Source organism: Pseudomonas sp. KH_046_2, assembly GCF_057838985.1.
The window spans coordinates 4170620-4191329 of sequence record NZ_CM174480.1 but is presented as its reverse complement, the minus strand read 5'-3'; the positions used below and the strand labels follow the sequence as shown (position 1 = coordinate 4191329).

At 59.7% G+C, this 20710-nt stretch carries 20 protein-coding genes and 1 pseudogene; 12 read left to right on the top strand and 9 right to left on the bottom strand.

Features of this window, described 5'->3' with window-relative positions:
• Positions 1–128: 128 nt before the first annotated feature.
• Positions 129–1523, top strand: a complete 1395-nt coding sequence (gene sthA, locus AC3IX1_RS18980; RefSeq protein ID WP_007984277.1) for a Si-specific NAD(P)(+) transhydrogenase — start codon at positions 129–131, stop codon at positions 1521–1523.
• A gap of 42 nt (positions 1524–1565) precedes the next feature.
• On the opposite strand, the gene AC3IX1_RS18975 is transcribed toward sthA, so the two are convergent.
• A complete protein-coding gene (locus AC3IX1_RS18975) occupies positions 1566–2288 on the bottom strand; it encodes a glycerophosphodiester phosphodiesterase (protein ID WP_489319065.1) in 723 nt (240 codons plus the stop codon).
• 14 nt (positions 2289–2302) lie between these two features.
• Entirely contained in the window at positions 2303–2884 is a 582-nt protein-coding gene (locus AC3IX1_RS18970) for a PilZ domain-containing protein (RefSeq protein ID WP_489319066.1), read from the bottom strand.
• A gap of 94 nt (positions 2885–2978) precedes the next feature.
• On the opposite strand from AC3IX1_RS18970, the gene AC3IX1_RS18965 reads away from it, so the two are divergent.
• The 3 genes from AC3IX1_RS18965 (at position 2979) to AC3IX1_RS18955 (ending at position 6228) form a co-directional block, all read left to right on the top strand.
• The gene (locus tag AC3IX1_RS18965; RefSeq protein ID WP_150724712.1) at positions 2979–4229 is read left to right on the top strand and encodes a lipoprotein-releasing ABC transporter permease subunit; all 1251 of its coding nucleotides are present in this window, start codon (positions 2979–2981) and stop codon (positions 4227–4229) included.
• A 7-nt stretch (positions 4230–4236) separates the two neighbouring features.
• On the top strand, positions 4237–4920 hold the full coding sequence (lolD, locus tag AC3IX1_RS18960; protein WP_173677889.1) for a lipoprotein-releasing ABC transporter ATP-binding protein LolD: 684 nt from the start codon (positions 4237–4239) through the stop codon (positions 4918–4920).
• Positions 4921–4983: 63 nt separating this feature from the next.
• On the top strand, positions 4984–6228 hold the full coding sequence (locus AC3IX1_RS18955) for a lipoprotein-releasing ABC transporter permease subunit (RefSeq protein ID WP_008053334.1): 1245 nt from the start codon (positions 4984–4986) through the stop codon (positions 6226–6228).
• 124 nt (positions 6229–6352) lie between these two features.
• Here the strand turns inward: AC3IX1_RS18955 and AC3IX1_RS18950 are convergent, their stop codons facing one another.
• A complete protein-coding gene (locus AC3IX1_RS18950) occupies positions 6353–7702 on the bottom strand; it encodes a heavy metal sensor histidine kinase (protein ID WP_489385358.1) in 1350 nt (449 codons plus the stop codon).
• Entirely contained in the window at positions 7702–8382 is a 681-nt protein-coding gene (locus AC3IX1_RS18945) for a heavy metal response regulator transcription factor (protein ID WP_489385357.1), read from the bottom strand. The genes AC3IX1_RS18950 and AC3IX1_RS18945 overlap by 1 nt, the downstream gene beginning before the upstream one ends.
• Before the next feature lie 155 nt (positions 8383–8537).
• Here AC3IX1_RS18945 and copI point away from each other — a divergent pair, with 155 nt between their 5' ends.
• Both copI and queF read left to right on the top strand, forming a co-directional pair.
• A complete protein-coding gene (copI, locus tag AC3IX1_RS18940) occupies positions 8538–9074 on the top strand; it encodes a copper-resistant cuproprotein CopI (RefSeq protein ID WP_489385356.1) in 537 nt (178 codons plus the stop codon).
• A gap of 61 nt (positions 9075–9135) precedes the next feature.
• On the top strand, positions 9136–9966 hold the full coding sequence (gene queF, locus AC3IX1_RS18935; RefSeq protein ID WP_489385355.1) for an NADPH-dependent 7-cyano-7-deazaguanine reductase QueF: 831 nt from the start codon (positions 9136–9138) through the stop codon (positions 9964–9966).
• 167 nt (positions 9967–10133) lie between these two features.
• Here queF and AC3IX1_RS18930 read toward each other — a convergent pair whose 3' ends face one another.
• The gene (locus AC3IX1_RS18930) at positions 10134–10397 is read right to left on the bottom strand and encodes a DUF4404 family protein (RefSeq protein ID WP_008053327.1); all 264 of its coding nucleotides are present in this window, start codon (positions 10395–10397) and stop codon (positions 10134–10136) included.
• 109 nt (positions 10398–10506) lie between these two features.
• Positions 10507–11127, bottom strand: coding sequence for an HAD superfamily inactivated hydrolase PcrP (gene pcrP / locus AC3IX1_RS18925; RefSeq protein ID WP_489385354.1), 621 nt, complete (start codon positions 11125–11127; stop codon positions 10507–10509).
• Positions 11128–11328: 201 nt separating this feature from the next.
• Between pcrP and AC3IX1_RS18920 the strand changes: the two genes are divergently transcribed.
• Both AC3IX1_RS18920 and AC3IX1_RS18915 read left to right on the top strand, forming a co-directional pair.
• Positions 11329–12018, top strand: coding sequence for an MlaA family lipoprotein (locus AC3IX1_RS18920; RefSeq protein ID WP_489385353.1), 690 nt, complete (start codon positions 11329–11331; stop codon positions 12016–12018).
• A gap of 123 nt (positions 12019–12141) precedes the next feature.
• Positions 12142–13458 carry an IS4 family transposase gene (locus AC3IX1_RS18915; RefSeq protein WP_489385352.1) on the top strand — a complete coding sequence of 439 codons (1317 nt, stop codon included), beginning with the start codon at positions 12142–12144 and terminating at the stop codon, positions 13456–13458.
• Positions 13459–13489: 31 nt separating this feature from the next.
• On the opposite strand, the pseudogene AC3IX1_RS18910 reads toward AC3IX1_RS18915, so the two are convergent.
• Positions 13490–13555, bottom strand: a pseudogene (locus AC3IX1_RS18910) (PilZ domain-containing protein); the annotation flags it as partial.
• Between the two features lie 276 nt (positions 13556–13831).
• On the opposite strand from AC3IX1_RS18910, the gene rssB reads away from it, so the two are divergent.
• Together rssB and rssC are read left to right on the top strand one after the other, a co-directional pair.
• Complete coding sequence (gene rssB / locus AC3IX1_RS18905) at positions 13832–15013, top strand: two-component system response regulator RssB (RefSeq protein WP_056722032.1); 1182 nt, start codon at positions 13832–13834, stop codon at positions 15011–15013.
• On the top strand, positions 15013–15495 hold the full coding sequence (gene rssC / locus AC3IX1_RS18900) for an anti-sigma factor antagonist RssC (RefSeq protein WP_046038063.1): 483 nt from the start codon (positions 15013–15015) through the stop codon (positions 15493–15495). Before rssB ends, rssC begins: the two co-directional genes overlap by 1 nt.
• Positions 15496–15603: 108 nt before the next feature.
• Here rssC and tal read toward each other — a convergent pair whose 3' ends face one another.
• Positions 15604–16530, bottom strand: coding sequence for a transaldolase (tal, locus tag AC3IX1_RS18895; RefSeq protein WP_489385351.1), 927 nt, complete (start codon positions 16528–16530; stop codon positions 15604–15606).
• Between the two features lie 201 nt (positions 16531–16731).
• A complete protein-coding gene (locus AC3IX1_RS18890) occupies positions 16732–17697 on the bottom strand; it encodes a glycosyl hydrolase family 5 (protein ID WP_489385350.1) in 966 nt (321 codons plus the stop codon).
• 291 nt (positions 17698–17988) lie between these two features.
• Between AC3IX1_RS18890 and AC3IX1_RS18885 the strand changes: the two genes are divergently transcribed.
• Both AC3IX1_RS18885 and AC3IX1_RS18880 read left to right on the top strand, forming a co-directional pair.
• A complete protein-coding gene (locus AC3IX1_RS18885) occupies positions 17989–18429 on the top strand; it encodes a low molecular weight protein-tyrosine-phosphatase (protein ID WP_489385349.1) in 441 nt (146 codons plus the stop codon).
• Between the two features lie 39 nt (positions 18430–18468).
• Positions 18469–20697 carry a polysaccharide biosynthesis tyrosine autokinase gene (locus AC3IX1_RS18880; protein ID WP_489385348.1) on the top strand — a complete coding sequence of 743 codons (2229 nt, stop codon included), beginning with the start codon at positions 18469–18471 and terminating at the stop codon, positions 20695–20697.
• Positions 20698–20710: the final 13 nt, after the last annotated feature.

The window sequence follows — 20710 nt, the reverse complement described above, 5'->3', positions numbered from 1 at the left end:
GCGGCGTTGACGCTTCTATAGACTGTGTCCGGGTTCTGCACTGGCCCCAAATTGTTCCTTCATGCCACGCATTGGCGTGATTTAGCCGCAGGTGCCGAGGGTGCCGCGGCCTGTTCTGAGGAGTACGCATGGCTGTCTACAACTACGACGTGGTGGTGTTGGGTTCCGGCCCGGCGGGGGAAGGCGCGGCAATGAACGCCGCCAAGGCAGGGCGCAAGGTGGCGATGGTCGATAGCCGTCGCCAGGTCGGCGGCAACTGCACTCACTTGGGCACCATCCCGTCCAAGGCACTGCGTCACTCGGTGCGGCAGATCATGCAATTCAACACCAACCCGATGTTCCGGGCCATTGGTGAACCGCGCTGGTTCTCGTTCCCGGACGTGTTGAAAAGCGCCGAGAAAGTCATCTCCAAACAAGTCGCTTCGCGTACCGGCTATTACGCCCGTAACCGCGTCGACGTGTTCTTCGGCACCGGCAGCTTCGCCGACGAGCAAACCATCGAAGTGGTCTGCGCCAACGGTGTGGTCGAGAAACTGGTGGCCAAGCACATCATCATCGCCACCGGTTCGCGTCCTTATCGCCCGGCGGACATCGATTTTCACCACCCGCGTATCTACGATAGCGACACCATCCTCAGCCTCGGCCACACCCCGCGCAAACTCATCGTTTACGGCGCCGGCGTGATCGGTTGCGAATACGCCTCGATCTTCAGCGGCCTGGGTGTATTGGTCGAACTGGTGGACAACCGTGGCCAGTTGCTGAGCTTCCTCGACTCGGAAATTTCCCAGGCCCTGAGTTATCACTTCAGCAACAACAACATCACGGTTCGCCACAACGAAGACTACGACCGCGTCGAAGGCGTGGACAACGGCGTGATCCTGCACCTCAAGTCCGGCAAGAAGATCAAGGCCGACGCCTTGCTCTGGTGCAACGGTCGTACCGGCAACACCGATCAGCTGGGTCTGGAAAACATCGGCGTGAAGGTCAACAGTCGTGGCCAGATCGAAGTCGACGAGGCGTACCGCACCTGCGTGCCGAACATCTACGGCGCCGGTGACGTGATCGGCTGGCCGAGCCTGGCCAGTGCTGCCCACGACCAGGGCCGTTCGGCCGCCGGCAGCATTGTCGATAACGGCAGCTGGCGCTTTGTGAATGACGTGCCAACCGGCATCTACACCATTCCGGAGATCAGCTCGATCGGCAAGAACGAGCAGGAGCTGACCCAGGCCAAGGTGCCGTACGAAGTGGGCAAGGCCTTCTTCAAGAGCATGGCGCGGGCGCAGATCGCTGGCGAGCCGCAAGGCATGCTGAAGATCCTGTTCCACCGTGAAACCCTGGAAGTACTGGGCGTTCACTGCTTCGGTTATCAGGCGTCGGAGATCGTGCACATCGGTCAGGCGATCATGAACCAGCCGGGCGAACTGAACACGCTGAAGTACTTCGTCAACACCACGTTTAACTACCCGACCATGGCCGAAGCCTATCGGGTAGCCGCGTACGATGGCCTCAACCGGCTTTTTTGACGGGCTCCGGCCGGTGGCCTGAGCCGGCCGGGGAGACCGATTTCAGCAATTCTCGAGCGTGGCGGTGGCCAAACCGGGAAAGTCTGTAATCAGGCTGTCAACGCCGAAGTCGGCGAGTCTGCGCATCAGCGCAGGCTCGTTGACTGTCCACACCGACACATGCAGCCCCTGACGCTGCGCCCTTTGCAGGCGTTCCGGCGTGCACAGGGTCCAGTTCAGCGCCAGAATCTCACAGCCATAACTGGCCGCGACCTTCAGCGGGTCGAGCCAGGCATACTCGGCCACCAGCCCGCGGGATACGTCCGGCACCAGTTCCAGCGCAGCCTTGAGCACTTCACGGGAGCTCGAGGTGATGGTCACCTTGTCCATCAGGCCATGACGCTGGACCATTTCGCGAATCGCCAGCACGGTGGTCGCGGCACGCATCCGTGATGCGCTTTTGACTTCCAGTTGCCAGTGATCGAAGTCGCATTTCTCGAACAGTTGTTCCAGCGTCGGAATCGGGCACGGCTTGATCCAGCCCGGGCCACCCTCGCGTGCGTCATACGTCACAAGCTCGGCCGCCGTGTGTTCGACGACCTTGCCGCGACGGTCAGTGGTGCGCTTGAGGGTTGGGTCGTGGATGACCATCAACTCGCCGTCCATGGACAGGTGCAGGTCCAGTTCGCAGCGACGCACGCCGTGCTTGAGACATTCCTGAAAGCTGGTCAGGGTGTTTTCCGGTGCTTCGCCCTTGGCGCCGCGATGGCCGTAGATGAGGGTCACGGTTCTTCCTTAAATTAATTGCCTGATTCGAGTTGGTCGCGGGCCAGGCGTCGTTCCTGGGCCTGCTTTTGCAAGATGTGGCGGGCCAGCAGTTGGCGCTGGGCGTCGGTCAGGTGTTCGAACTCGGTGCCGACGTCATAGCCATCGCCCTTGCGGTCGCAATGGGTGACGCGGGCGCGCAGCAGCAGGCCCAGGGCTTGTGGCATCAGCACCAGCTTGACCGACAGGCGTGCGCCGGCGGCAATGGGCGAGGGATGCTGAAAGTCGATGCCGCCTTCGGAGATGATCACCGGCTGCGGTTCGCCAATCTGCCCGAGCACTGTCAGAGCGACGACCTGGCTCAGCAAATCGATGCGTTTGTTCTGGGATTTGAGGAATGCGGCGGTCGTGCGGTCGCGTTCGCTGATCTGGCGCAACAGGTGTTGCGACTCGAATTCGCTCAGGTGCAGTTCGCTGAGCAAGTTGAAGAGTGGGGACGCATCCTGCAACACTTCCTGGCCTGTGGCTTCAGAAGCGGACAGGGGCCGAATTTCCAGTGCGATCGTATCCTCGATACGGTAGTATTCGCGGCGATCTTCTTCATCTAATGTCGACATGGCGAACCCATGGTAGCGGCGGTGGTCTGAGTGTAAAGCTGGTTATCGACCCCCGCCACAAGGACGTTCCTTTTCCCTCCGAACAAGCCCCGACATGTTCAGACCTCTCTTCGTATTTATCGGCACGCGTTACACCCGTGCAAAGCGTCGCAATCATTTTGTGTCATTCATTTCCCTGACTTCGATGATCGGGCTCGCCCTTGGCGTGGTCGTGATGATCGTGGTGCTGTCGGTGATGAACGGCTTCGATCATGAGATGCGCACCCGCGTGCTGGGCATGGTGCCCCACGCGACCATCGAGTCCGGCGAGGCGATCAGCGATTGGCAAAGCCTGGCCGCCAAGGTCAAGCAGAACCCGCAGGTAACGGCCGTGGCGCCGTTTACGCAGATGCAGGGCTTGCTGACCAACAACGGCAAGGTCTCGAAAGTCCTGCTCAATGCCATCGACCCGGCGCAAGAGCGCCAGGTGTCGATCATCGATCAGTTCATGACCCAGGGAAAACTCGACGACCTGGTGCCGGGTGAGTTCGGCATCGTCATCGGCGACAAGGCCGCGGCCAAGCTCGGTGCGGCCATCGGCGACAAGTTGACCTTCGTCGCCCCGGAAGTCACCGTGACCCCGGCCGGGATGTTCCCGCGCATGAAGCGCTTTACCGTGGTTGGCATCTTCCATGTCGGCGCCGGTGAGCTCGATGGCTATCTTGGCGTCACCAACCTGCAGGATCTGGCCCGGCTGCATCGCTGGAAACCGGATCAGGTCCAGGGCCTGCGCCTGAAGTTCGACGACCTGTTCCAGGCGCCGCGCACCGCGTGGAGCATCGCCCGCGACCTCGGCGAAGACCGCTTCTACGCCCGCGACTGGACCCGCACCCACGGCAACCTGTACCAGGCGATCCGCATGGAAAAAGCCATGATCGGCCTGTTGCTGCTGCTGATCGTTGCCGTCGCTGCGTTCAACATCATTTCCACGCTGGTGATGGTGGTGAACGACAAGAAGGGCGACATCGCGATCCTGCGCACGCTGGGCGCCACGCCGGGCACGATCATGCGCACGTTCATGGTGCAAGGCACCGTCATTGGCGTGGTCGGCACGGCCATTGGCGCCGTGGTCGGGATCTTTGCCGCGCTGAACGTCAGCGCCGCGATCTCGGCCCTCGAAGGCCTGATCGGGCACAAGTTCCTCAACGCCGACGTGTACTTCATCGATTACCTGCCGTCGCAGGTGCAGAGCCAGGACGTGGTGATGGTCTGCTCCGCGGCGTTGGTCCTGAGTTTCCTCGCCACCCTGTATCCAGCCTGGCGTGCCGCGCGCACCCAGCCTGCGGAGGCGCTACGTTATGAGTGAGTCGGGCATGAGTGATAAAGCAATCTTGAGCTGCCGCAGCCTGGGCAAGTCCTACGAGGAAGGCCCGGAATCGGTGGAAGTGTTGGCCGGCCTGCAACTGGAGTTGCACCCGGGGGAGCGTGTGGCGATTGTCGGCAAGTCGGGCTCGGGCAAAAGTACCTTGCTCAACCTGCTGGGCGGCCTCGATACGCCGACCAAGGGCAGCGTCTGGCTCGACGGTGAAGAACTGTCGGCGCTGAGCGAGAAGAAACGCGGCCTGCTGCGTAATCGCGCCCTCGGCTTCGTGTACCAGTTCCACCACCTGCTGCCGGAATTCACCGCCCTGGAAAACGTCTGCATGCCGCTGCTGATCGGCAAGACCGCGATCCCCGAAGCGCGTCAGCGTGCCACGGCGTTGCTGGAGCGGGTAGGGCTGGGCCATCGCCTGGAGCACAAGCCGGCCGAATTGTCCGGTGGTGAGCGTCAGCGCGTGGCCATCGCCCGCGCCCTGGTAAACAATCCGGGCCTGGTGATGCTCGACGAGCCGACCGGCAACCTCGATTCCCACACCGCCCAGGGGATCCAGGACTTGATGCTGGAGCTCAGCACCTCGATGCGCACGGCGTTCCTGGTGGTGACCCACGACATGAACCTGGCCCGCCAGATGGACCGCGTCCTGCACTTGCAGGAAGGTTGCCTCACTCCTATCTGATTGGCTGAAACCCGATGCCTGGAAAGGCGTCGGGTCATTTATTTCCATACGGTGCCCCAGCGAATGTTCAGACCGTTATCGATCTTTATCGGCACGCGCTATACCCGCGCCAAGCGCCGCAATCGCTTTGTTTCCTTCATCTCGATGACCTCGATGATCGGCCTCGCCCTCGGCGTGCTGGCAATGATCGTGGTGCTGTCGGTGATGAACGGCTTCCAGCGCGAAATGAGCTCGCGCATCCTCGGCATGGTGCCCCACGCCACCATCGTCGGCGTCAATCCGATTGATGACTGGAAGCCCGTGGCAGCGGCGGCGATGAAAAACCCGGAAGTGACGGCGGCGGTGCCGTTCACCGAGATGGAGGGCATGCTGTCCTACAAGGGCACGATGCAGCCAATCCAGGTCAGCGGTGTCGACCCGGCGCTGGAAGGCCAGGTGTCGATCGTCGCCAAGCACATCGTTCAGGGGAGCCTCGAAGCCCTGAAACCGGGCGAATTCGGCGTGGTGATCGGTGAGATCACGGCGCGCCGCTTCCGCTTGAACGTCGGCGACAAGATCACCCTGATCGTGCCGGAAGTCAGCAATGCGCCGGGCGGCATCACCCCGCGCATGCAGCGGCTGAATGTGGTCGGCGTGTTCAAGGTGGGCGCCGAACTGGACGGCACCATGGCGCTGATCCACATGGCCGATGCCGCGCAGATGCAGCACTGGGAGCCGAATCAGGTGCAGAGCGTGCGCCTGGCGGTGAAGGACCTGTATGCCGCGCCGCAAGTGTCGAGCGACATCGCCACGGGGCTGGGCGCCGCCTACAAGGCTGACGACTGGACCCACACCCAGGGCAGCCTGTTCAGCGCAATGAAAATGGAAAAAACCATGATCGGCCTGCTGTTGCTGATGATCGTCGCGGTGGCGGCGTTCAACATCATCGCGACCCTGATCATGGTGGTGAACGACAAGGGCGCGGACATCGCGATCCTTCGCACCATCGGCGCCACGCCACGGCAGATCATGGCGATCTTCGTGGTGCAGGGCACGGTGATCGGCATTGTCGGCACCCTGATTGGCGGTGTGTTGGGCGTGATTGCCGCGCTGAACGTCAGCCAGATCGTGGGCTGGATCGAGCGGGTCAGCGGGCAGCACATCTTCAGTTCCGACGTGTATTTCGTCAGCAACCTGCCGTCCGAGCTGCAAGGCGCGGATGTGGCGTTGATCTGCACGGCGGGGTTTGTCATGAGCTTCCTGGCCACGGTTTACCCGGCCTGGCGGGCGGCGAAGATCGAGCCGGCTCATGCGTTGCGCTATTCGTAAGCTTCAAGATCGCTTTCGCGGGCAAGCCCGCTCCCACAGGGATCTGCGTCGTACACAGATTATGTGAACGCCACAAAACACTGTGGGAGCGGGCTTGCCCGCGAAGAGGCCGGTACTGCTGGTCTCAATCTCCCCTTGGCAACTCGATCACAAACCGCGTCCACCCATTCTCCGATTCGCAACGAATCTGCCCGCCATGGGCACGGATGATCGACTGGGTGATCGCCAGTCCCAGTCCCGCATGTTCGCTACTGCCTTCACGACGCGCAGGATCGGCCCGGTAAAACCGGTCAAACAGGCGCGGCAATAGATCTTCGGAAATCTGTTGGCCCATGTTTTCAACGGTCAGGCGCAACTGTTTTGGCTGATCGACGATACGCACCCGAACCTCGCCATCGGCCGGCGTGAACCGTAGCGCATTGTCCAGCAGGTTCGACAACGCCCGACGCAACATGCTGCGGTCACCTTCGATGCGGGCATTGCCGTCACGACTCAGTTTTACCTGCGCGTCTTCCGCCAATGGTGCAAAGAACTCCAGCAGCAGATCCGCTTCCTCCGCCAGTTCCAGTGGCTCGCATTTGGGCATTAACAACCCGTGATCGGCTTTCGCCAGGTAGAGCATGTCGTTGACCAGTTGCGCCATCCATTGCAGCTCTTCGAGGTTGCTGTGCAGGGCTTCGCGGTAGTCCTCGATGGGGCGAGGGCGGGTGAGGGTGACCTGGGTGTGGGTCAGCAGGTTCGACAGTGGCGTGCGCAATTCATGGGCGATGTCGGCGGAGAACGCGGACAGGCGCTGAAACGAGTCGTCGAGGCGTCCGAGCATGGCGTTGATGTTGTGGGACATTTCCGCCAGTTCCGGCGGCATGTTTTCTTCAGGCAGCCGCGAGTTCAGCGATTGCGCGGAAACACCGCTGGCCACCGCACTGATCCGCCGCAACGGGCGCAAGCCGCTGCGTGCCGCCCAGGCGCCCAGCAGTGCGGTGGCCAGGGCTGACAGGCCGACGGTCAGCCAGATCAAATGCTGCATGCGTTGCAGAAAGTGCTGGTGGTGGGTGATGTCCAGCAGCAGGGTCAGTTGCGGTGAATCGGGTTTGCCCGCGAAAAGCGGTGCATTCAGCACGCGGTAATCCATGCCTTCATGGCTCACCGTCGACAATCCTGGCTGGTGCGGCAATGCCTGGGGAATGTTGGTCGAGCTGTCATACCAGCGCTGGCCGTCACTGCCGGTGATTCGCAGGGACAGGTCAGCCTGCCGGCTCAACTCTTCGGCCAGTTTCACCTCACTTTCACTCGACTGAAGGTCGTGCAGGGCCCGACGCAAGCCAATCAGCTTGCCGTCCAGCAGTTGCTGGTCGAGTTCAACGAAGTGCGCCTCGCTGGCGCGGCTGAACAGCACCCCGGCGAACAACGACACCACGGCGGTGCACGCGGCAAACAGCAGCGCCAGGCGGCTGCTCAAGGAGAGACGGCGCATCAGGCGGGGCGCTCTTCAAGGACGTAGCCCATGCCGCGCACGGTGTGAATCAGCTTGTTGGGGAAATCATCGTCGATCTTCAGGCGCAGGCGCCGGATCGCCACCTCGATGACATTGGTGTCACTGTCGAAATTCATGTCCCAGACCTGGGACGCAATCAGCGATTTGGGCAGGACTTCGCCCTGGCGGCGCAGGAGCATTTCCAGCAGGGCGAATTCCTTGGCGGTCAGGTCGATACGCTGGCCGCTGCGTTCGACCCGGCGCCGGATCAGGTCCAGGCGCAAATCGGCCAGTTGCAGGCTGGTCTCCTGGGGCGTGGCGCTGCCGCGACGCAACAGGCTGCGGACCCGGGCCAGCAGTTCGGAGAAGGCAAACGGCTTGACCAGATAGTCATCGGCGCCCAGTTCGAGGCCGTGAACCCTGTCCTCCACGGCGTCACGGGCGGTCAGAAAAAGTACCGGCGTGTCCAGGCCGGCACTGCGCACTGCTTGCAGAATCTGCCAGCCATCACGACCCGGCAGCATCACATCAAGAATCAGCAGGGCATATTCGCCGCTGAGGGCCAATTGCTGGCCGGTAGTGCCATCGGCCACCAGTTCCGTGTTGAACCCGGCCTCGGCCAGGCCCTGGCGCAGGTAATGGCCGGTTTTCGGTTGGTCTTCGACAATCAGCAGTTTCATGGGCGACTCATGGCAAGTGGAACGAACGCTTTATACCGTGGCAAGCATTGGCACAGGGCAACCTGACAAAGTTGTAATCTGGCTGTCAGGTTGCGGGCAGTGGCAGCAGTTTAGAGTTTTGCCCATGCTGAGCCTTATCTTGTTGGAGTATGACGATGTTTTTACGCAAATCCGTGGCGCAAATCGTTTGTTTGCTGGCGCTGAGTTCACCGGTGTTGGCGGACGCCGGGCATACCTACGATTTCGGTCAGCCGGCCCCGGCGGCCAAGGCGACCCGCAGTATAGAGGTGGTGATGGAGGACATGTCCTTTACGCCGAAGGCCATCGAGATCAAGGCCGGGGAAACCGTGCGCTTCGTGCTGGTCAATAAAGGCCAGTTGTTGCATGAGCTCAACCTGGGGGATGCGGCGATGCACGCCAAACACCAGCAGGAAATGTTGCAGATGCAACAGAGCGGCATGCTGACGCCCACCGGCATGAAGGCAATGGACCACGGCAACATGGCCGGCATGGATCACGGCAAAATGGACCACGGCATGAAGCATGACGACCCCAACAGCGTGCTGGTGGAACCGGGCAAGACTGCCGAGCTGACCTGGACCTTCAGCAAGGCCACCAGCCTTGAGTTTGCCTGCAACATCCCCGGTCATTACCAGGCCGGCATGGTCGGCAAATTGACTGTCAGTCAGTAAGCACTCAAAGGCGGGAGCAAAGGCTGATAGAATCCGCTGATTCTTCAGTCAGGTTTCCGCCATGCATCCCGCAGCCGAACATTCGCCGCTGGGCAAGTCCAGCGAATACATCGCCACCTACACGCCGTCCTTGCTGTTCCCGATCCCGCGCACCGCGAAGTGGGCGGAACTGGGCCTGACGGCGCAAACCCTGCCGTATAAAGGCGTGGACTTCTGGAACTGCTTCGAACTGTCCTGGCTGCTGCCGTCGGGCAAGCCGGTGGTCGCGATCGGCGAATTCAGCATTCCGGCGGATTCGCCGAACATCATCGAGTCGAAGTCGTTCAAGCTGTACCTCAACTCCCTTAATCAGACACCGTTTGTCGATACCGCGAGCCTTGAGGCGACGCTGGCCAAGGACTTGTCGGCGGCTGCCGGCAAGCCGGTGGGCGTGCGTATCCGCAGTCTCCAGGATGTCGAGAGCGAAGGCGTCGTGGCCTTGCCGGGCGTGTGCATCGATGAGCTGGATATCAGCGTCAGCAACTATGAGCATCCACGGCCGGAACTGCTGCGTTGCGATGATTCGCGCATTGTCGAAGAGAGCGTGCACAGCCATTTGCTCAAGTCCAACTGCCCGGTCACCAGCCAGCCGGACTGGGGCAGCGTGGCGGTGGCGTACCGTGGCGCGGCGCTGGATCACGCGAGCCTGCTCGAGTACATCGTCAGCTTCCGCCAGCACTCGGACTTCCATGAACAGTGCGTGGAGCGGATCTTCCTTGACCTGCAGCGGTTGCTCAAGCCGGAGAAACTGACGGTGTATGCGCGCTACGTGCGTCGTGGCGGGCTGGATATCAACCCGTATCGCAGCACTGAAGAGGTGCAGTTGCCGAACCATCGCCTGGTCCGCCAGTAACGAAACCCTGTAGGAGCGAGCCTGCTCGCGATGGCTGAGTATCAGGCGACATTGATGTTGGATGTGCCGGCCTCATCGCGAGCAGGCTCGCTCCTACAAGGGAAATGTATTTTCAGATATGAAAAAGCCCCGCTATCACCAGCGGGGCTTTTTTGCATCAGGAGGGTTCAGATCCCCATGTTGGCCAAGGCCTGCCCTATGTTGCGCAGGGTGCCGGCAAGGGTAGGGTGTTCGAGTTCGAAGCGCTCAACGGCCAGGTTGACGCCATCGGCGAGGCTGGAATCCTGGGTTTTGGTTTCCAGCTCAAGCTTCAACTCGATCTGTTGCATCAGTTCGTGTAGCTCGGCGCGTTCGGCTTCAGACAATGGAGGATTCTGTTCCAATTGCTCGCGCAGGGCATTGAGCTGTTCTTGCAGTTCGCGGGCAGGCATGGCGTTCTTCCTTTTATCGATAGGCACTGGCATAGACCATGGCAGCAGGCCAAAGGTCGATGGCTTACCTTTAGATTAATCCACTCGCGCCCAACGTGCATGATCTCGGTCAGGGCTTTTCGCCCTTGAGCCGACGCAAGCTGATATCGGCCAGGCAGGTGTCGAGTTCACCGAGGTGATCGATCACTGAATGCACGCCCAGGCCGAACAGTTGCATCGTCGCCTTGGCGCGTTTGATGTCGCGCTCCTGTGGGGTCAACGCTTGCCATTGCTCGGGCGCCAGCCCGCACAGCGAGCCGCAGGACGCCAGGCCGATGGTCCACAACCCGGCATTGAGCCCCGCTTGCAGCAAGCGGGGTTCGCCGCTCACCAGTACGCAGCCGTCGAGTCGCTCGACGTTCAGGGTCATCAAGGCTTGCCAGCAGGCATTCGGGGCGGGCCATGGGTTGTTTGTTGCTGGATGTTGCGAGGGTTTGATCCATTCCGGCAGCGCCGCGGCCAGGGATTGGCTGAGGGCAGGGGGCAGTTCATCGAGCCAGGCGCAGGGGATCTGCTGGCGCTGCAAGCTGCGCAGGCTATCCAGTGCGCCGGGTGTGGCCTCGGCGTGTTCGGCCGAGTGGCTGCCGTGCCGGTGCGTGTGCGCGCCGAAATCCACCAGGCAGCCACTGAGGCCGAACAGGACGGCGGTCAGGCGGGGTGCGGTTTGGGGCAAGGCTTCGGCGAGCGGCATGTGGACGTCCCTGAAATAGCCTGAAGGCTAGTGGGCGACGGTGACAGTTGAATGACATGGATGTGAATCGCTCACACTTGGCACGATTGTGTCTGTGTGAATCTCGTGCAAAGTGCGTTAAACGGCGTTTACGTCTTATACTTGCCCACTTATTGCCTGGGCCAAGTGCCCGAGCCAGTACAAACCAAGGAGTTTTTTTCTATGCGCTGGAGCAATCATCTAGCCAGGATTTGTGTATGCGCCAGTGCGATGCTGGTTCCGTTCGTTGCCCAGGCAGCCTCGGAAGATGATCCTTGGGAAAGCATCAACCGCCCGATTTACAAGTTCAACGACGTGATCGACACCTACGCGCTGAAGCCCCTGGCCCAGGGCTACCAGTACGTGACGCCGCAGTTTGTCGAAGACGGTGTTCACAATTTCTTCCGGAACATCGGCGATGTGCGCAACCTGGCCAACGATATCCTGCAGGCCAAACCGCATGCCGCAGGCGTTGATACCGCGCGAATCATTTTCAACACCACTTTCGGCTTGCTGGGCGTCATCGATGTCGGCACCAGAATGGGCCTGCAGCGCAATGACGAAGACTTCGGTCAGACGCTGGGCTACTGGGGTGTCGGCAGCGGCCCTTACGTGATGCTGCCCCTGCTGGGTCCAAGCACCTTGCGTGATGCGCCGTCCAAGTACGTCGACAGCTATACCGGTGCTTATCGTTACGTAAACGACGTGCCTGTGCGTAACTCGTTCTATGCCCTGGACATCATCGATACCCGTGCCAACCTGCTGTCGAGCGAAAAGCTGATCACCGGCGACAAGTACACCTTCATCCGTAATGCGTACTTGCAGAACCGTGAGTTCAAGGTCAAAGACGGTCAGGTCGAAGACGATTTTTGATCTCGACCGGTAAACTGAAAAAGGCGGCCATCAAAGGCTAATGCCGATCAGTTAAGCCTTCTCGCTTGACCTTTGGCCGCAAGAAATCAAAATCCGATGCCTGTACTGGCATCGGATTTTTTTATGCGTCTCGCTCGGGCACTGGAACTGACCCACAACATCGCCTCTACCCCCAACGCCATCGAGGGATTGGATGCCTTGCTCGATCCTTCTTTGGTCGAACAGGCGCTTGAACAAGCCGGTGTGGCGACGCTGCGCAAGCGTCGTTTGCCGCTGGAAATGATGCTCTGGTGCGTGATCTCCATGGCGTTCTTCCGGCGCATGTCGGCCTGGGATGTGGTCAGTCGCATGAACATCATGTTGCCGGGCCAGCGCCCGCTGGTGGCCCCCAGCGCCGTAGTCCAGGCCCGTCAAGCTGTACGACAAGTCTTCGATTTGACCCAGAAAAGTTGGCATGAGGCGGCCAGTCATCCGACTTGGGCCGGTTTGCGTTTGTTGGGCGTCGATGGCGTTGTCTGGCGCACGCCCGACACGCCGGAAAATCGGGCGCGCTATGATTCCGCCAGCAACCAGCACGGCGACACCGGTTTTCCTCAGGTGCGCATGGTCTGCCAAATGGAGTTGACCAGCCATTTGCTGATTGGAAGTGCGTTTGACGGCTACCGCAGCAACGAAATGAAACTGGCCGAGCAACTGATCGAAACCACCCCCGATCACTCGCTGACGCTGTTTGATCGTGGTTTTTACTCGTTAGGTTTACTGCATCAGTGGCAGCAGGCAGGCGTCGAACGCCACTGGCTGATGCCGCTGAAAAAAGGCTCGCAGTACGAGGTGATCCAGCGTTTGGGGCGCCAGGATGCGATTGTTTCGCTGAGCACTTCGCCGCAGGCCCGCAAGCAATGGCCTGGGTTGCCGGAGCGGCTGACCGCGCGACTGCTGAGCAAAACCGTGAAGGGCAAGGTGTGTCAGATTCTGACCTCAATGGCTGACCCGCTGCGTTTTCCTTCCGACGAGATCGTTGATCTGTACAGCCAGCGCTGGGAAATCGAATTAGGCTTTCGGGAAATGAAGCAGACGCTGCTCAACAGCAGTTATACGCTGCGCAGCAAGACACCCGAGATGATCGAGCAAGAGTTGTGGGGCGTGTTGTTGGGCTACAACTTGTTGCGCTATCAGATGGTGGAAATGAGTCGCCACTGTCCTGGTATTTACCCGTGCGAAATGAGCTTTACCGCGTGTACCTGGGCGATTCTCGGGTTTATCAACAGCGTCTCGGCCGACCGTTCCGGGAACATCCCCAAGTATTTGGCCGAGCTTCATGCTTCAGCGCCGCACTACGTGCTGCCGCATCGACGTGAGGAGCGCGTTTATCCTCGGGCGATTCGGCTGAAATCACCGAAGTATCCGATCAAAAATAAAAATGCCAGTCAGCTTAACTGACTGGCATTAGCCATCAAAGGCCGCCTTTTTTGTCTGCAAAGACCCGCATGCGGATGAAATCGCGCTTTTCGCTGTAGTCCCGAGGGGTTTGACTTATGGCTTCGAACCTTCCATTGGGTTACGGATTTGCCTGTTCTTATAACTCTCGGTGATTTGACAAATAAAGACGTCAGGCGACCATCGGCGTGAGCTTGAAACGCCCGGCGGATGGGAGTACCGTCTGCGCCTTAGAAGGGCACCTCTGGTGTACACGTGTGTAGGGCAAATGCCCGAAAGCGGTGCGACAGAGAGGCTAGAAAGCGAATCCAGTAGTCAGCGCCGGGCCAAAGTCCCCGCCTGCTACGCCAACCTAATTCTGGCGCCGTTTGCCCACATGCCAAAAACCAGTGCCACGCTGCTGATAATCGATGATGACGAAGTAGTGCGCGCGAGCCTCGCCGCCTATTTGGAAGACAGTGGTTTCAGCGTCTTGCAGGCCAGCAATGGTCAGCAGGGTCTTCAGGTATTCGAGCAAGACAAGCCCGACTTGGTCATCTGCGATCTGCGCATGCCGCAGATGGGCGGACTCGAACTCATTCGCCAGGTGACCGAACGGTCGCCGCAAACCCCGGTGATCGTGGTGTCGGGTGCCGGCGTGATGAACGACGCGGTCGAGGCCCTGCGCCTGGGCGCGGCGGACTACCTGATCAAGCCTCTCGAAGATCTGGCCGTGCTCGAGCACTCTGTGCGCCGGGCCCTGGATCGTGCGCGCCTGCTGCTGGAGAACCAGCGCTACCGCGAGAAGCTGGAGAAGGCCAACCGCGAGCTCGAAGCCAGCCTGAACCTGCTCCAGGAGGACCAGAACGCCGGTCGTCAGGTGCAGATGAACATGCTGCCGGTCAGCCCCTGGACCATCGACGAGTTCAAGTTTGCTCACCAGATCATCCCGTCGCTGTACCTGTCGGGTGATTTCGTCGACTACTTCCGGGTCGACGAGCGCCGGGTCGCCTTCTACCTGGCGGACGTTTCCGGTCATGGTGCCTCTTCAGCCTTCGTCACCGTGCTGTTGAAGTTCATGACCACGCGCCTGCTGTTCGAATCCAAGCGCAGCGGCACCTTGCCGGAATTCAAGCCTTCAGAGGTTCTTGGTCATATCAACCGGGGCCTGATCAGTTGTAAGCTGGGTAAACACGTCACAATGGTCGGTGGAGTCATCGACGAGGAGACCGGTTTGTTGACCTATAGCATCGGCGGTCATCTGCCGTTGCCAGTGTTGTACACGCCAGACAGTGTTCGTTATCTGGAAGGGCGTGGTCTGCCGGTGGGCCTCTTCAACGAAGCCACCTATGAAGACCACGTGCTGGAACTGCCACCGACGTTCAGCCTGACGCTGATGTCTGATGGCATTCTGGACCTTTTGCCAGAACCCACACTCAAAGAAAAAGAGGCGGCGTTGCCCCAACGGGTCAAGGCTGCGGGCGGCACCCTGGATGGGTTGCGGCAGGTTTTTGGATTGGCCACGCTAGGGGAGATGCCGGATGATATCGCCCTGTTGGTGTTGAGCAGGAATCTTTGATGAGTACCGGTAGAATCCAGTTCGCCGAGCAGGATGGCACCTTCGTCCTGAAGTTCGTCGGTGAAGTTCGCCTGACCCTGTGTTCGGCGTTGGATGCGACTATTGAGCGGATCTTCAGCGCGTTGAATTTCAACACGATTGTGATCGATCTGACCGAAACCCGCAGCATTGACAGCACCACGCTTGGCCTGCTGGCCAAGCTGTCGATCCTGTCGCGGCAGAAGGTCGGCCTGCTGCCGACCGTCGTCACCACCCACGAAGACATCACGCGTCTGTTGCAGTCCATGGGCTTCGAGCAGGTGTTCAACATCGTTGATAAGCCGGTGCCGTGCCCGGAATGCCTGGACGACCTGCCAGACCAGGATCAGTCCGAAGAAGTGGTGCGGATCAAGGTGCTCGAAGCGCACAAGATACTCATGGGGCTGAACGATACCAATCGTGAAGCCTTCCATGACCTGGTGAATGCGCTCGAACGCCATTGACCCCCTGTAGGAGCGAGCTTGCTCGCGATGGCGTCCTGACAGTCACCACACATACAAAAAAGGGCGAACCTGTGAGGGTTCGCCCTTTTTGCATTACACCCACTCAGGTCACAGCTTGGCCTGCAACAACGCCTCGAGCTTCTCCTGATCCCGCGCGAACTGACGAATGCCTTCGGCCAGTTTCTCGGTCGCCATCGCATCTTCGTTGGACAGCCAGCGGAACTGCGATTCGTTGAGGCTCAGGCGCGCTTCACCGGCTTGGCCGGGCGCCAGTTTGCGTTCCAGCTTGCCGGTATCCGCGGCGAGCTTGTCGATCAGGTCCGGGCTGATGGTCAGGCGGTCGCAGCCGGCCAGTTGTTCGATCTGGCCCAGATTGCGGAAGCTCGCCCCCATGACCACGGTCTTGTAGTCATTGGCCTTGTAGTAGTTGTAGATGCGCGTCACCGACTGCACGCCCGGATCATCCGCGCCGGTGTAGTCGTTGCCGTTGGCTTTCTTGTACCAGTCGTAGATCCGGCCAACGAACGGCGAAATCAGGAACACCCCGGCGTCGGCACAGGCGGCTGCCTGGGCGAAGGAGAACAGCAGGGTCAGGTTGGTCTGGATGCCTTCCTTTTCCAGGATCTCGGCAGCGCGGATGCCTTCCCAGGTGGAGGCGATCTTGATCAGCACGCGGTCGCGGCCAATACCGGCCTTGTCGTACAGCTCGATCAGGCGATGGGCACGCTTGAGCATGGCATCGGAGTCGAACGACAGGCGCGCATCCACTTCGGTGGAAATGCGGCCCGGGATCACTTTCAGGATTTCTTGCCCCACGGCCACGCCAAAACGGTCGCTGGCCAGGCCCACATCGCCCTTGCAGTCATTGACGCAGGCGTTCAGCAGCTCGGCATAGGCCGGAATGGCCGCGGCCTTGAGCAGCAGGGAAGGGTTGGTGGTGGCGTCCACGGGTTTAACGCGAGCGATAGCGTCGAAGTCGCCGGTGTCGGCAACCACGGTTGTCATTTGTTTGAGTTGTTCCAGCTTGGAAGTCATGGGCGTGCTCTGTCCTATGGATCTGATGACATTACCCGAGCGCTGACAGCCACTCAAGGGCGTGTACGTGTATCGACGGCCCCTGCGGCAACAACCTGAAAACGGTTGTTTGAAAGGCGGGGCCTGGTATCGATGAATACGATGCCAAAACGCGGCACAGGTTCCAGGCAACTGACCGTCAGCGTCCCGTGGACGCACGTCCTACTGCGGATTCAACTGGGTAGAGGCTGCCATTTTCGCCGGTTTCGCTTGGCCGTCGGAGGTCAGGAAACCGAAATTCCTCTCCCGATCGTTGCTGCCCGTTTCACTGTTTTTCCACTCGTAAATCGATGTCAGCGGGATGTCGAGCTTCTTGACGTCGGCGATGAAGGTGCTGATTTTGCTGGCCTGCGCTTCAATCCCGCCGTTTGAGCTGAGGGAGGGCACGCCCCATTCACTGATGACACCCGGTAGATGGAAGTTTTGCTGAATAAACGCCTGGGTCTTGCTGATCTGCGCGCCGGACATGCCATAGGGGTGATAAGAGATCGCACTCAGGCAATGGGGGTATTCACTGACGATTTTGTTCAGCGCCAATGCTGACGTCGTGCCAGCACTCGGTGGCCGGGCGAAGCCAAAGCCGATCAGCGGCGTCGCTTGCGGTTTGTCCTGCAGCGACTTGCACAGGGCACTCATGAACGGAACAAAGGTCGTGTCGAGATTTCCGGTTGGCCAGTACTTCGCCAGGTCCGGTTCGTTCCATATTTCAATCGCGACGAGCTGCGCGCCGTATGACTGCTCCAGCCCCTTCACCGAACTGGCGAACGACTCGCCGGCAGCAACGAGTTCGCTGGTGTTGTCGGGCGTGGAGGTCAGCGCCTTGGTCGAGCGTACGGTCATCAGTACCGGCAGATCGGCGGACTTGGCCGCGGCGAAGGCATCGCTGATCTGCTTTTGATACGCCGCGCCGCCCAGGCTGTTGGTCCATACACCAAAGCGCACGAATCCGAAGCCTGCGGCCTTGATCTGCTCGGCGTCGGTGGGGGAGAAGGTCTGGATCTTCACCTGGACACCGATGGTTTTGTTGGCGGCAAGTACGGGGAACAAGTCACTGGCGTAAACCTGACTGGCTGCACCAAGCATTAACAGGGTTGAGGCAGTGAGCTGTTTGAAACGTGCTGATTTCATGCCTGTTCTCCTGGCGGGTAATGACATTTTCCAATCGTTGACTTGTCACTTTTATTTCGATGCTCGCGAGGGTTCGAAGTGCACGAATGTTATTTTTTGTCAGGTAGCCAGTTCCGGAAAATCACAGTTATTTTTGGTCCGGTAATTCTGGTTGGGTGGCTTTTGGGGGCTGTGGTACTTAATGCACTTGTATTAACAGGGCGAATCTATTTCTCAGTGCCGCAAGGTCTTGTGGGTTCACTAAAGCCCACTTGATATGTTGGCCTATTGATATTACACGGGAAAGTAACCTTGTTCAGAAAGATCCTTGTCGTCTGCGTGGGCAATATCTGCCGAAGTCCGACAGCAGAAACTTTGCTGCGTAACGCGCTGGCCCCTTCAACGATCACGGTGACCTCGGCGGGGCTTGCCGCGCGGGTTGGCGAGGCCATGGAACCGTCGGCCCTCCAGGTTCTGGAAGACCACGGACACAACGCCCAAGGGTTTAAGGCACGGCAAATTACACCGGACATCGTCAATGAATCAGACTTGATTCTGGTCATGGAAAAAGAGCATGTAAAACAAGTACTGAAGATTGCCTCTCATGCCAGGGGCAAAGTTTTTCTGCTCGGCAAGTGGCAGAGCGAGCGAGAAATACAGGATCCGTATCGTCAAGGAAAGGCCGCCTTTATTCATGCCCATGCATTGATTGAAGATGCTGTTAGCTCATGGGCGCAGCGCCTCGGACATTGATGAATATTCTTCAGATCAGTGAATGGTAAGAACAGACTTATGCAGTTACCGTCAGTAATCGGCACCCGTGACAACGATCAAGACAGTATTGATCTCCTCGGCATATTTGGCTCTTTGATTGACCAGAAATGGTTGATCGGCGCGCTCACCGGTGCCTTCATGGCGACCGGCGTTGCCTATGCGGTTTTGGCCACTCCCGTGTACCTGGCGAACGCGCTGGTGCAGGTCGAGCCGAAGAAGAACGACATGCTCGGGTTTTCCGATCTCAACAGTATGCTCGGCGGGCAATCGCCGTCGGTGACCGAAATCGGCATCATCAAGTCCCGCGCGGTGATCGGCAAAACGGTCGATGATCTTCGCCTTGATATCGACGTCACCCCCAACACCTTCCCGGTCATTGGCGGTTTTCTCGCCCGACGTTATCGCGGCGAGACCGAGTTCAGTGTCGCGGCGCCGCGCTTGGGCCTGAACAGCTACGCCTGGGGCGGTGAGCGCCTCGAGATCAACCGGCTCAATCTGCCGAAAGAGCTGCTGGGCAAGAAACTCACGCTGGTCGCCGGCGAGCAGCATCGATTCCAGTTGTTCGATGAAAACGACAACTTGCTGGCCGAAGGCGTCGCTGGCGAAGCGTTCAAACAGGATGACGTAGAGGGGCAGATCGCTCAGCTTTCGGCGAACCCTGGCACCCGCTTCGAAGTGGTGCGCAATCCACGGATCGTGACCATCCAGAGTTACCAGGAGGCGCTGGATATTTCCGAGCAAGGCAAGGAGTCGGGGATCATTCGTCTGGCCCTGGCCAGCACCGACGCGGCCGAGGCGGTGAAAATCCTCAATAAAATCGCTTCGTTGTATGTGCAGCAGAACGTGCAACGCACGTCGGCGGAAGCGGCGCAGAGCCTGGAGTTCCTGCAAGGCCAGCTGCCGCAGGTCAAACGCGACCTGGCCAAGGCCAGCGATGCGCTCAATGGTTATCAAACCCGCGGCAAGACGGTCAACATTTCCCTCGAAACCCAATCGGTGCTGGAACAGGTTGTCAGTCTGGACACCCGTATCTCCGAACTGAAAATGCAACAGGCGGAGATGGATCGCAAGTTCACCAAGCAGCATCCAGCGTACCGCGCGTTGATGACCCAGATCGGCGAATTGACCCAGCAGCAGAAGGCGCTGGAGAGCAAGGCCCAGGACCTGCCTGCGACGCAACAGGAACTGCTGAACCTGACCCGCGATGTGGAAGTGGCGTCGCAGATCTATACACAACTGCTGAACAAATCCCAGGAGCTGGACATCGTCCGGGCAGGGGCGGTGGGCAACGTGCGATTGGTCGACACCGCGGATGTCGACCTGACCAGCCCGGTCAAACCGAAAAAACCCCTGATCGTGCTGATTGCCACCTTCCTCGGCGCCTTTTTCGGCGTTGCGCTGGTGTTGCTGCGCAAGTCCCTGAGCCGGGGCCTGGAAGGTCCGGAGGCCATCGAGCAACTCGGCTTGCCGGTGTACGCGTCGATTCCATACAGTGCCTTGCAACAGGAAGAGGACAGCAAAAAAGGGCGCGCCCGGGACGGCGCGGACAAGCCTGCCTACCTGCTGGCCCTGCGCAACCCGACGGATCTGTCCATCGAGTCGATCCGCAGTTTGCGCACGTGCCTGCACTTTGCCGGGCTGGATTCGACCAACAACCGGATCATGATTTCCGGCCCGAGCCCGCAGGTCGGCAAGACCTTCGTCTCTTCCAACCTCGCGGCGGTCATGGCGCAGAGCGGGCAGCGGGTGGTGCTGATCGATGCCGACATGCGCAAAGGCCATCTGCACAAGACGCTGAACACTCCGATCACCAACGGTTTGTCGGATCTGTTGGTCAAGCGCTGCAGCATCGAGCAGGCGATCAATAAAGTCGAAGTCGACAACCTGCATTTCATCAGTCGCGGCCAGGTCCCGCCCAATCCTTCCGAGCTGTTGATGCACGCCAACTTCCGCGAGCTGCTGGCACAACTCAGCGAGCTGTATGACGTGGTGATCATCGACACGCCACCGCTGCTGGCGGTGACGGATGCGGCGATTGTCGGTCGCGAAGCGGGGATCAGCCTGATTGTCACGCGCTTCGGGGTGAACCCGGCCAAAGAGATCGAGCTGACGATTCGTCGATTCGCCCAGAACGGCATCGAGTTGAAGGGCGCGGTGTTCAACGGCGTCGAGAAGCGCGCGGCCAGCTACTACGGTAACGGTAGCTACGGCTATTACAACTACGAATACGCGTCCGACAAATCCTGAGTGTCAGCGATTG

What these genes read in the sequence shown, in the direction of transcription:
- sthA (WP_007984277.1), top strand. Translation starts at nt 129, where the DNA reads ATGGCTGTCTACAACTACGACGTGGTGGTGTTGGGTTCCGGCCCGGCG.
- AC3IX1_RS18970 (WP_489319066.1), bottom strand. Translation starts at nt 2,884, where the DNA reads ATGTCGACATTAGATGAAGAAGATCGCCGCGAATACTACCGTATCGAG.
- AC3IX1_RS18965 (WP_150724712.1), top strand. Translation starts at nt 2,979, where the DNA reads ATGTTCAGACCTCTCTTCGTATTTATCGGCACGCGTTACACCCGTGCA.
- lolD (WP_173677889.1), top strand. Translation starts at nt 4,237, where the DNA reads ATGAGTGATAAAGCAATCTTGAGCTGCCGCAGCCTGGGCAAGTCCTAC.
- AC3IX1_RS18955 (WP_008053334.1), top strand. Translation starts at nt 4,984, where the DNA reads ATGTTCAGACCGTTATCGATCTTTATCGGCACGCGCTATACCCGCGCC.
- AC3IX1_RS18950 (WP_489385358.1), bottom strand. Translation starts at nt 7,702, where the DNA reads ATGCGCCGTCTCTCCTTGAGCAGCCGCCTGGCGCTGCTGTTTGCCGCG.
- AC3IX1_RS18945 (WP_489385357.1), bottom strand. Translation starts at nt 8,382, where the DNA reads ATGAAACTGCTGATTGTCGAAGACCAACCGAAAACCGGCCATTACCTG.
- copI (WP_489385356.1), top strand. Translation starts at nt 8,538, where the DNA reads ATGTTTTTACGCAAATCCGTGGCGCAAATCGTTTGTTTGCTGGCGCTG.
- queF (WP_489385355.1), top strand. Translation starts at nt 9,136, where the DNA reads ATGCATCCCGCAGCCGAACATTCGCCGCTGGGCAAGTCCAGCGAATAC.
- AC3IX1_RS18930 (WP_008053327.1), bottom strand. Translation starts at nt 10,397, where the DNA reads ATGCCTGCCCGCGAACTGCAAGAACAGCTCAATGCCCTGCGCGAGCAA.
- pcrP (WP_489385354.1), bottom strand. Translation starts at nt 11,127, where the DNA reads ATGCCGCTCGCCGAAGCCTTGCCCCAAACCGCACCCCGCCTGACCGCC.
- AC3IX1_RS18920 (WP_489385353.1), top strand. Translation starts at nt 11,329, where the DNA reads ATGCGCTGGAGCAATCATCTAGCCAGGATTTGTGTATGCGCCAGTGCG.
- AC3IX1_RS18915 (WP_489385352.1), top strand. Translation starts at nt 12,142, where the DNA reads ATGCGTCTCGCTCGGGCACTGGAACTGACCCACAACATCGCCTCTACC.
- rssB (WP_056722032.1), top strand. Translation starts at nt 13,832, where the DNA reads ATGCCAAAAACCAGTGCCACGCTGCTGATAATCGATGATGACGAAGTA.
- rssC (WP_046038063.1), top strand. Translation starts at nt 15,013, where the DNA reads ATGAGTACCGGTAGAATCCAGTTCGCCGAGCAGGATGGCACCTTCGTC.
- tal (WP_489385351.1), bottom strand. Translation starts at nt 16,530, where the DNA reads ATGACTTCCAAGCTGGAACAACTCAAACAAATGACAACCGTGGTTGCC.
- AC3IX1_RS18890 (WP_489385350.1), bottom strand. Translation starts at nt 17,697, where the DNA reads ATGAAATCAGCACGTTTCAAACAGCTCACTGCCTCAACCCTGTTAATG.
- AC3IX1_RS18880 (WP_489385348.1), top strand. Translation starts at nt 18,469, where the DNA reads ATGCAGTTACCGTCAGTAATCGGCACCCGTGACAACGATCAAGACAGT.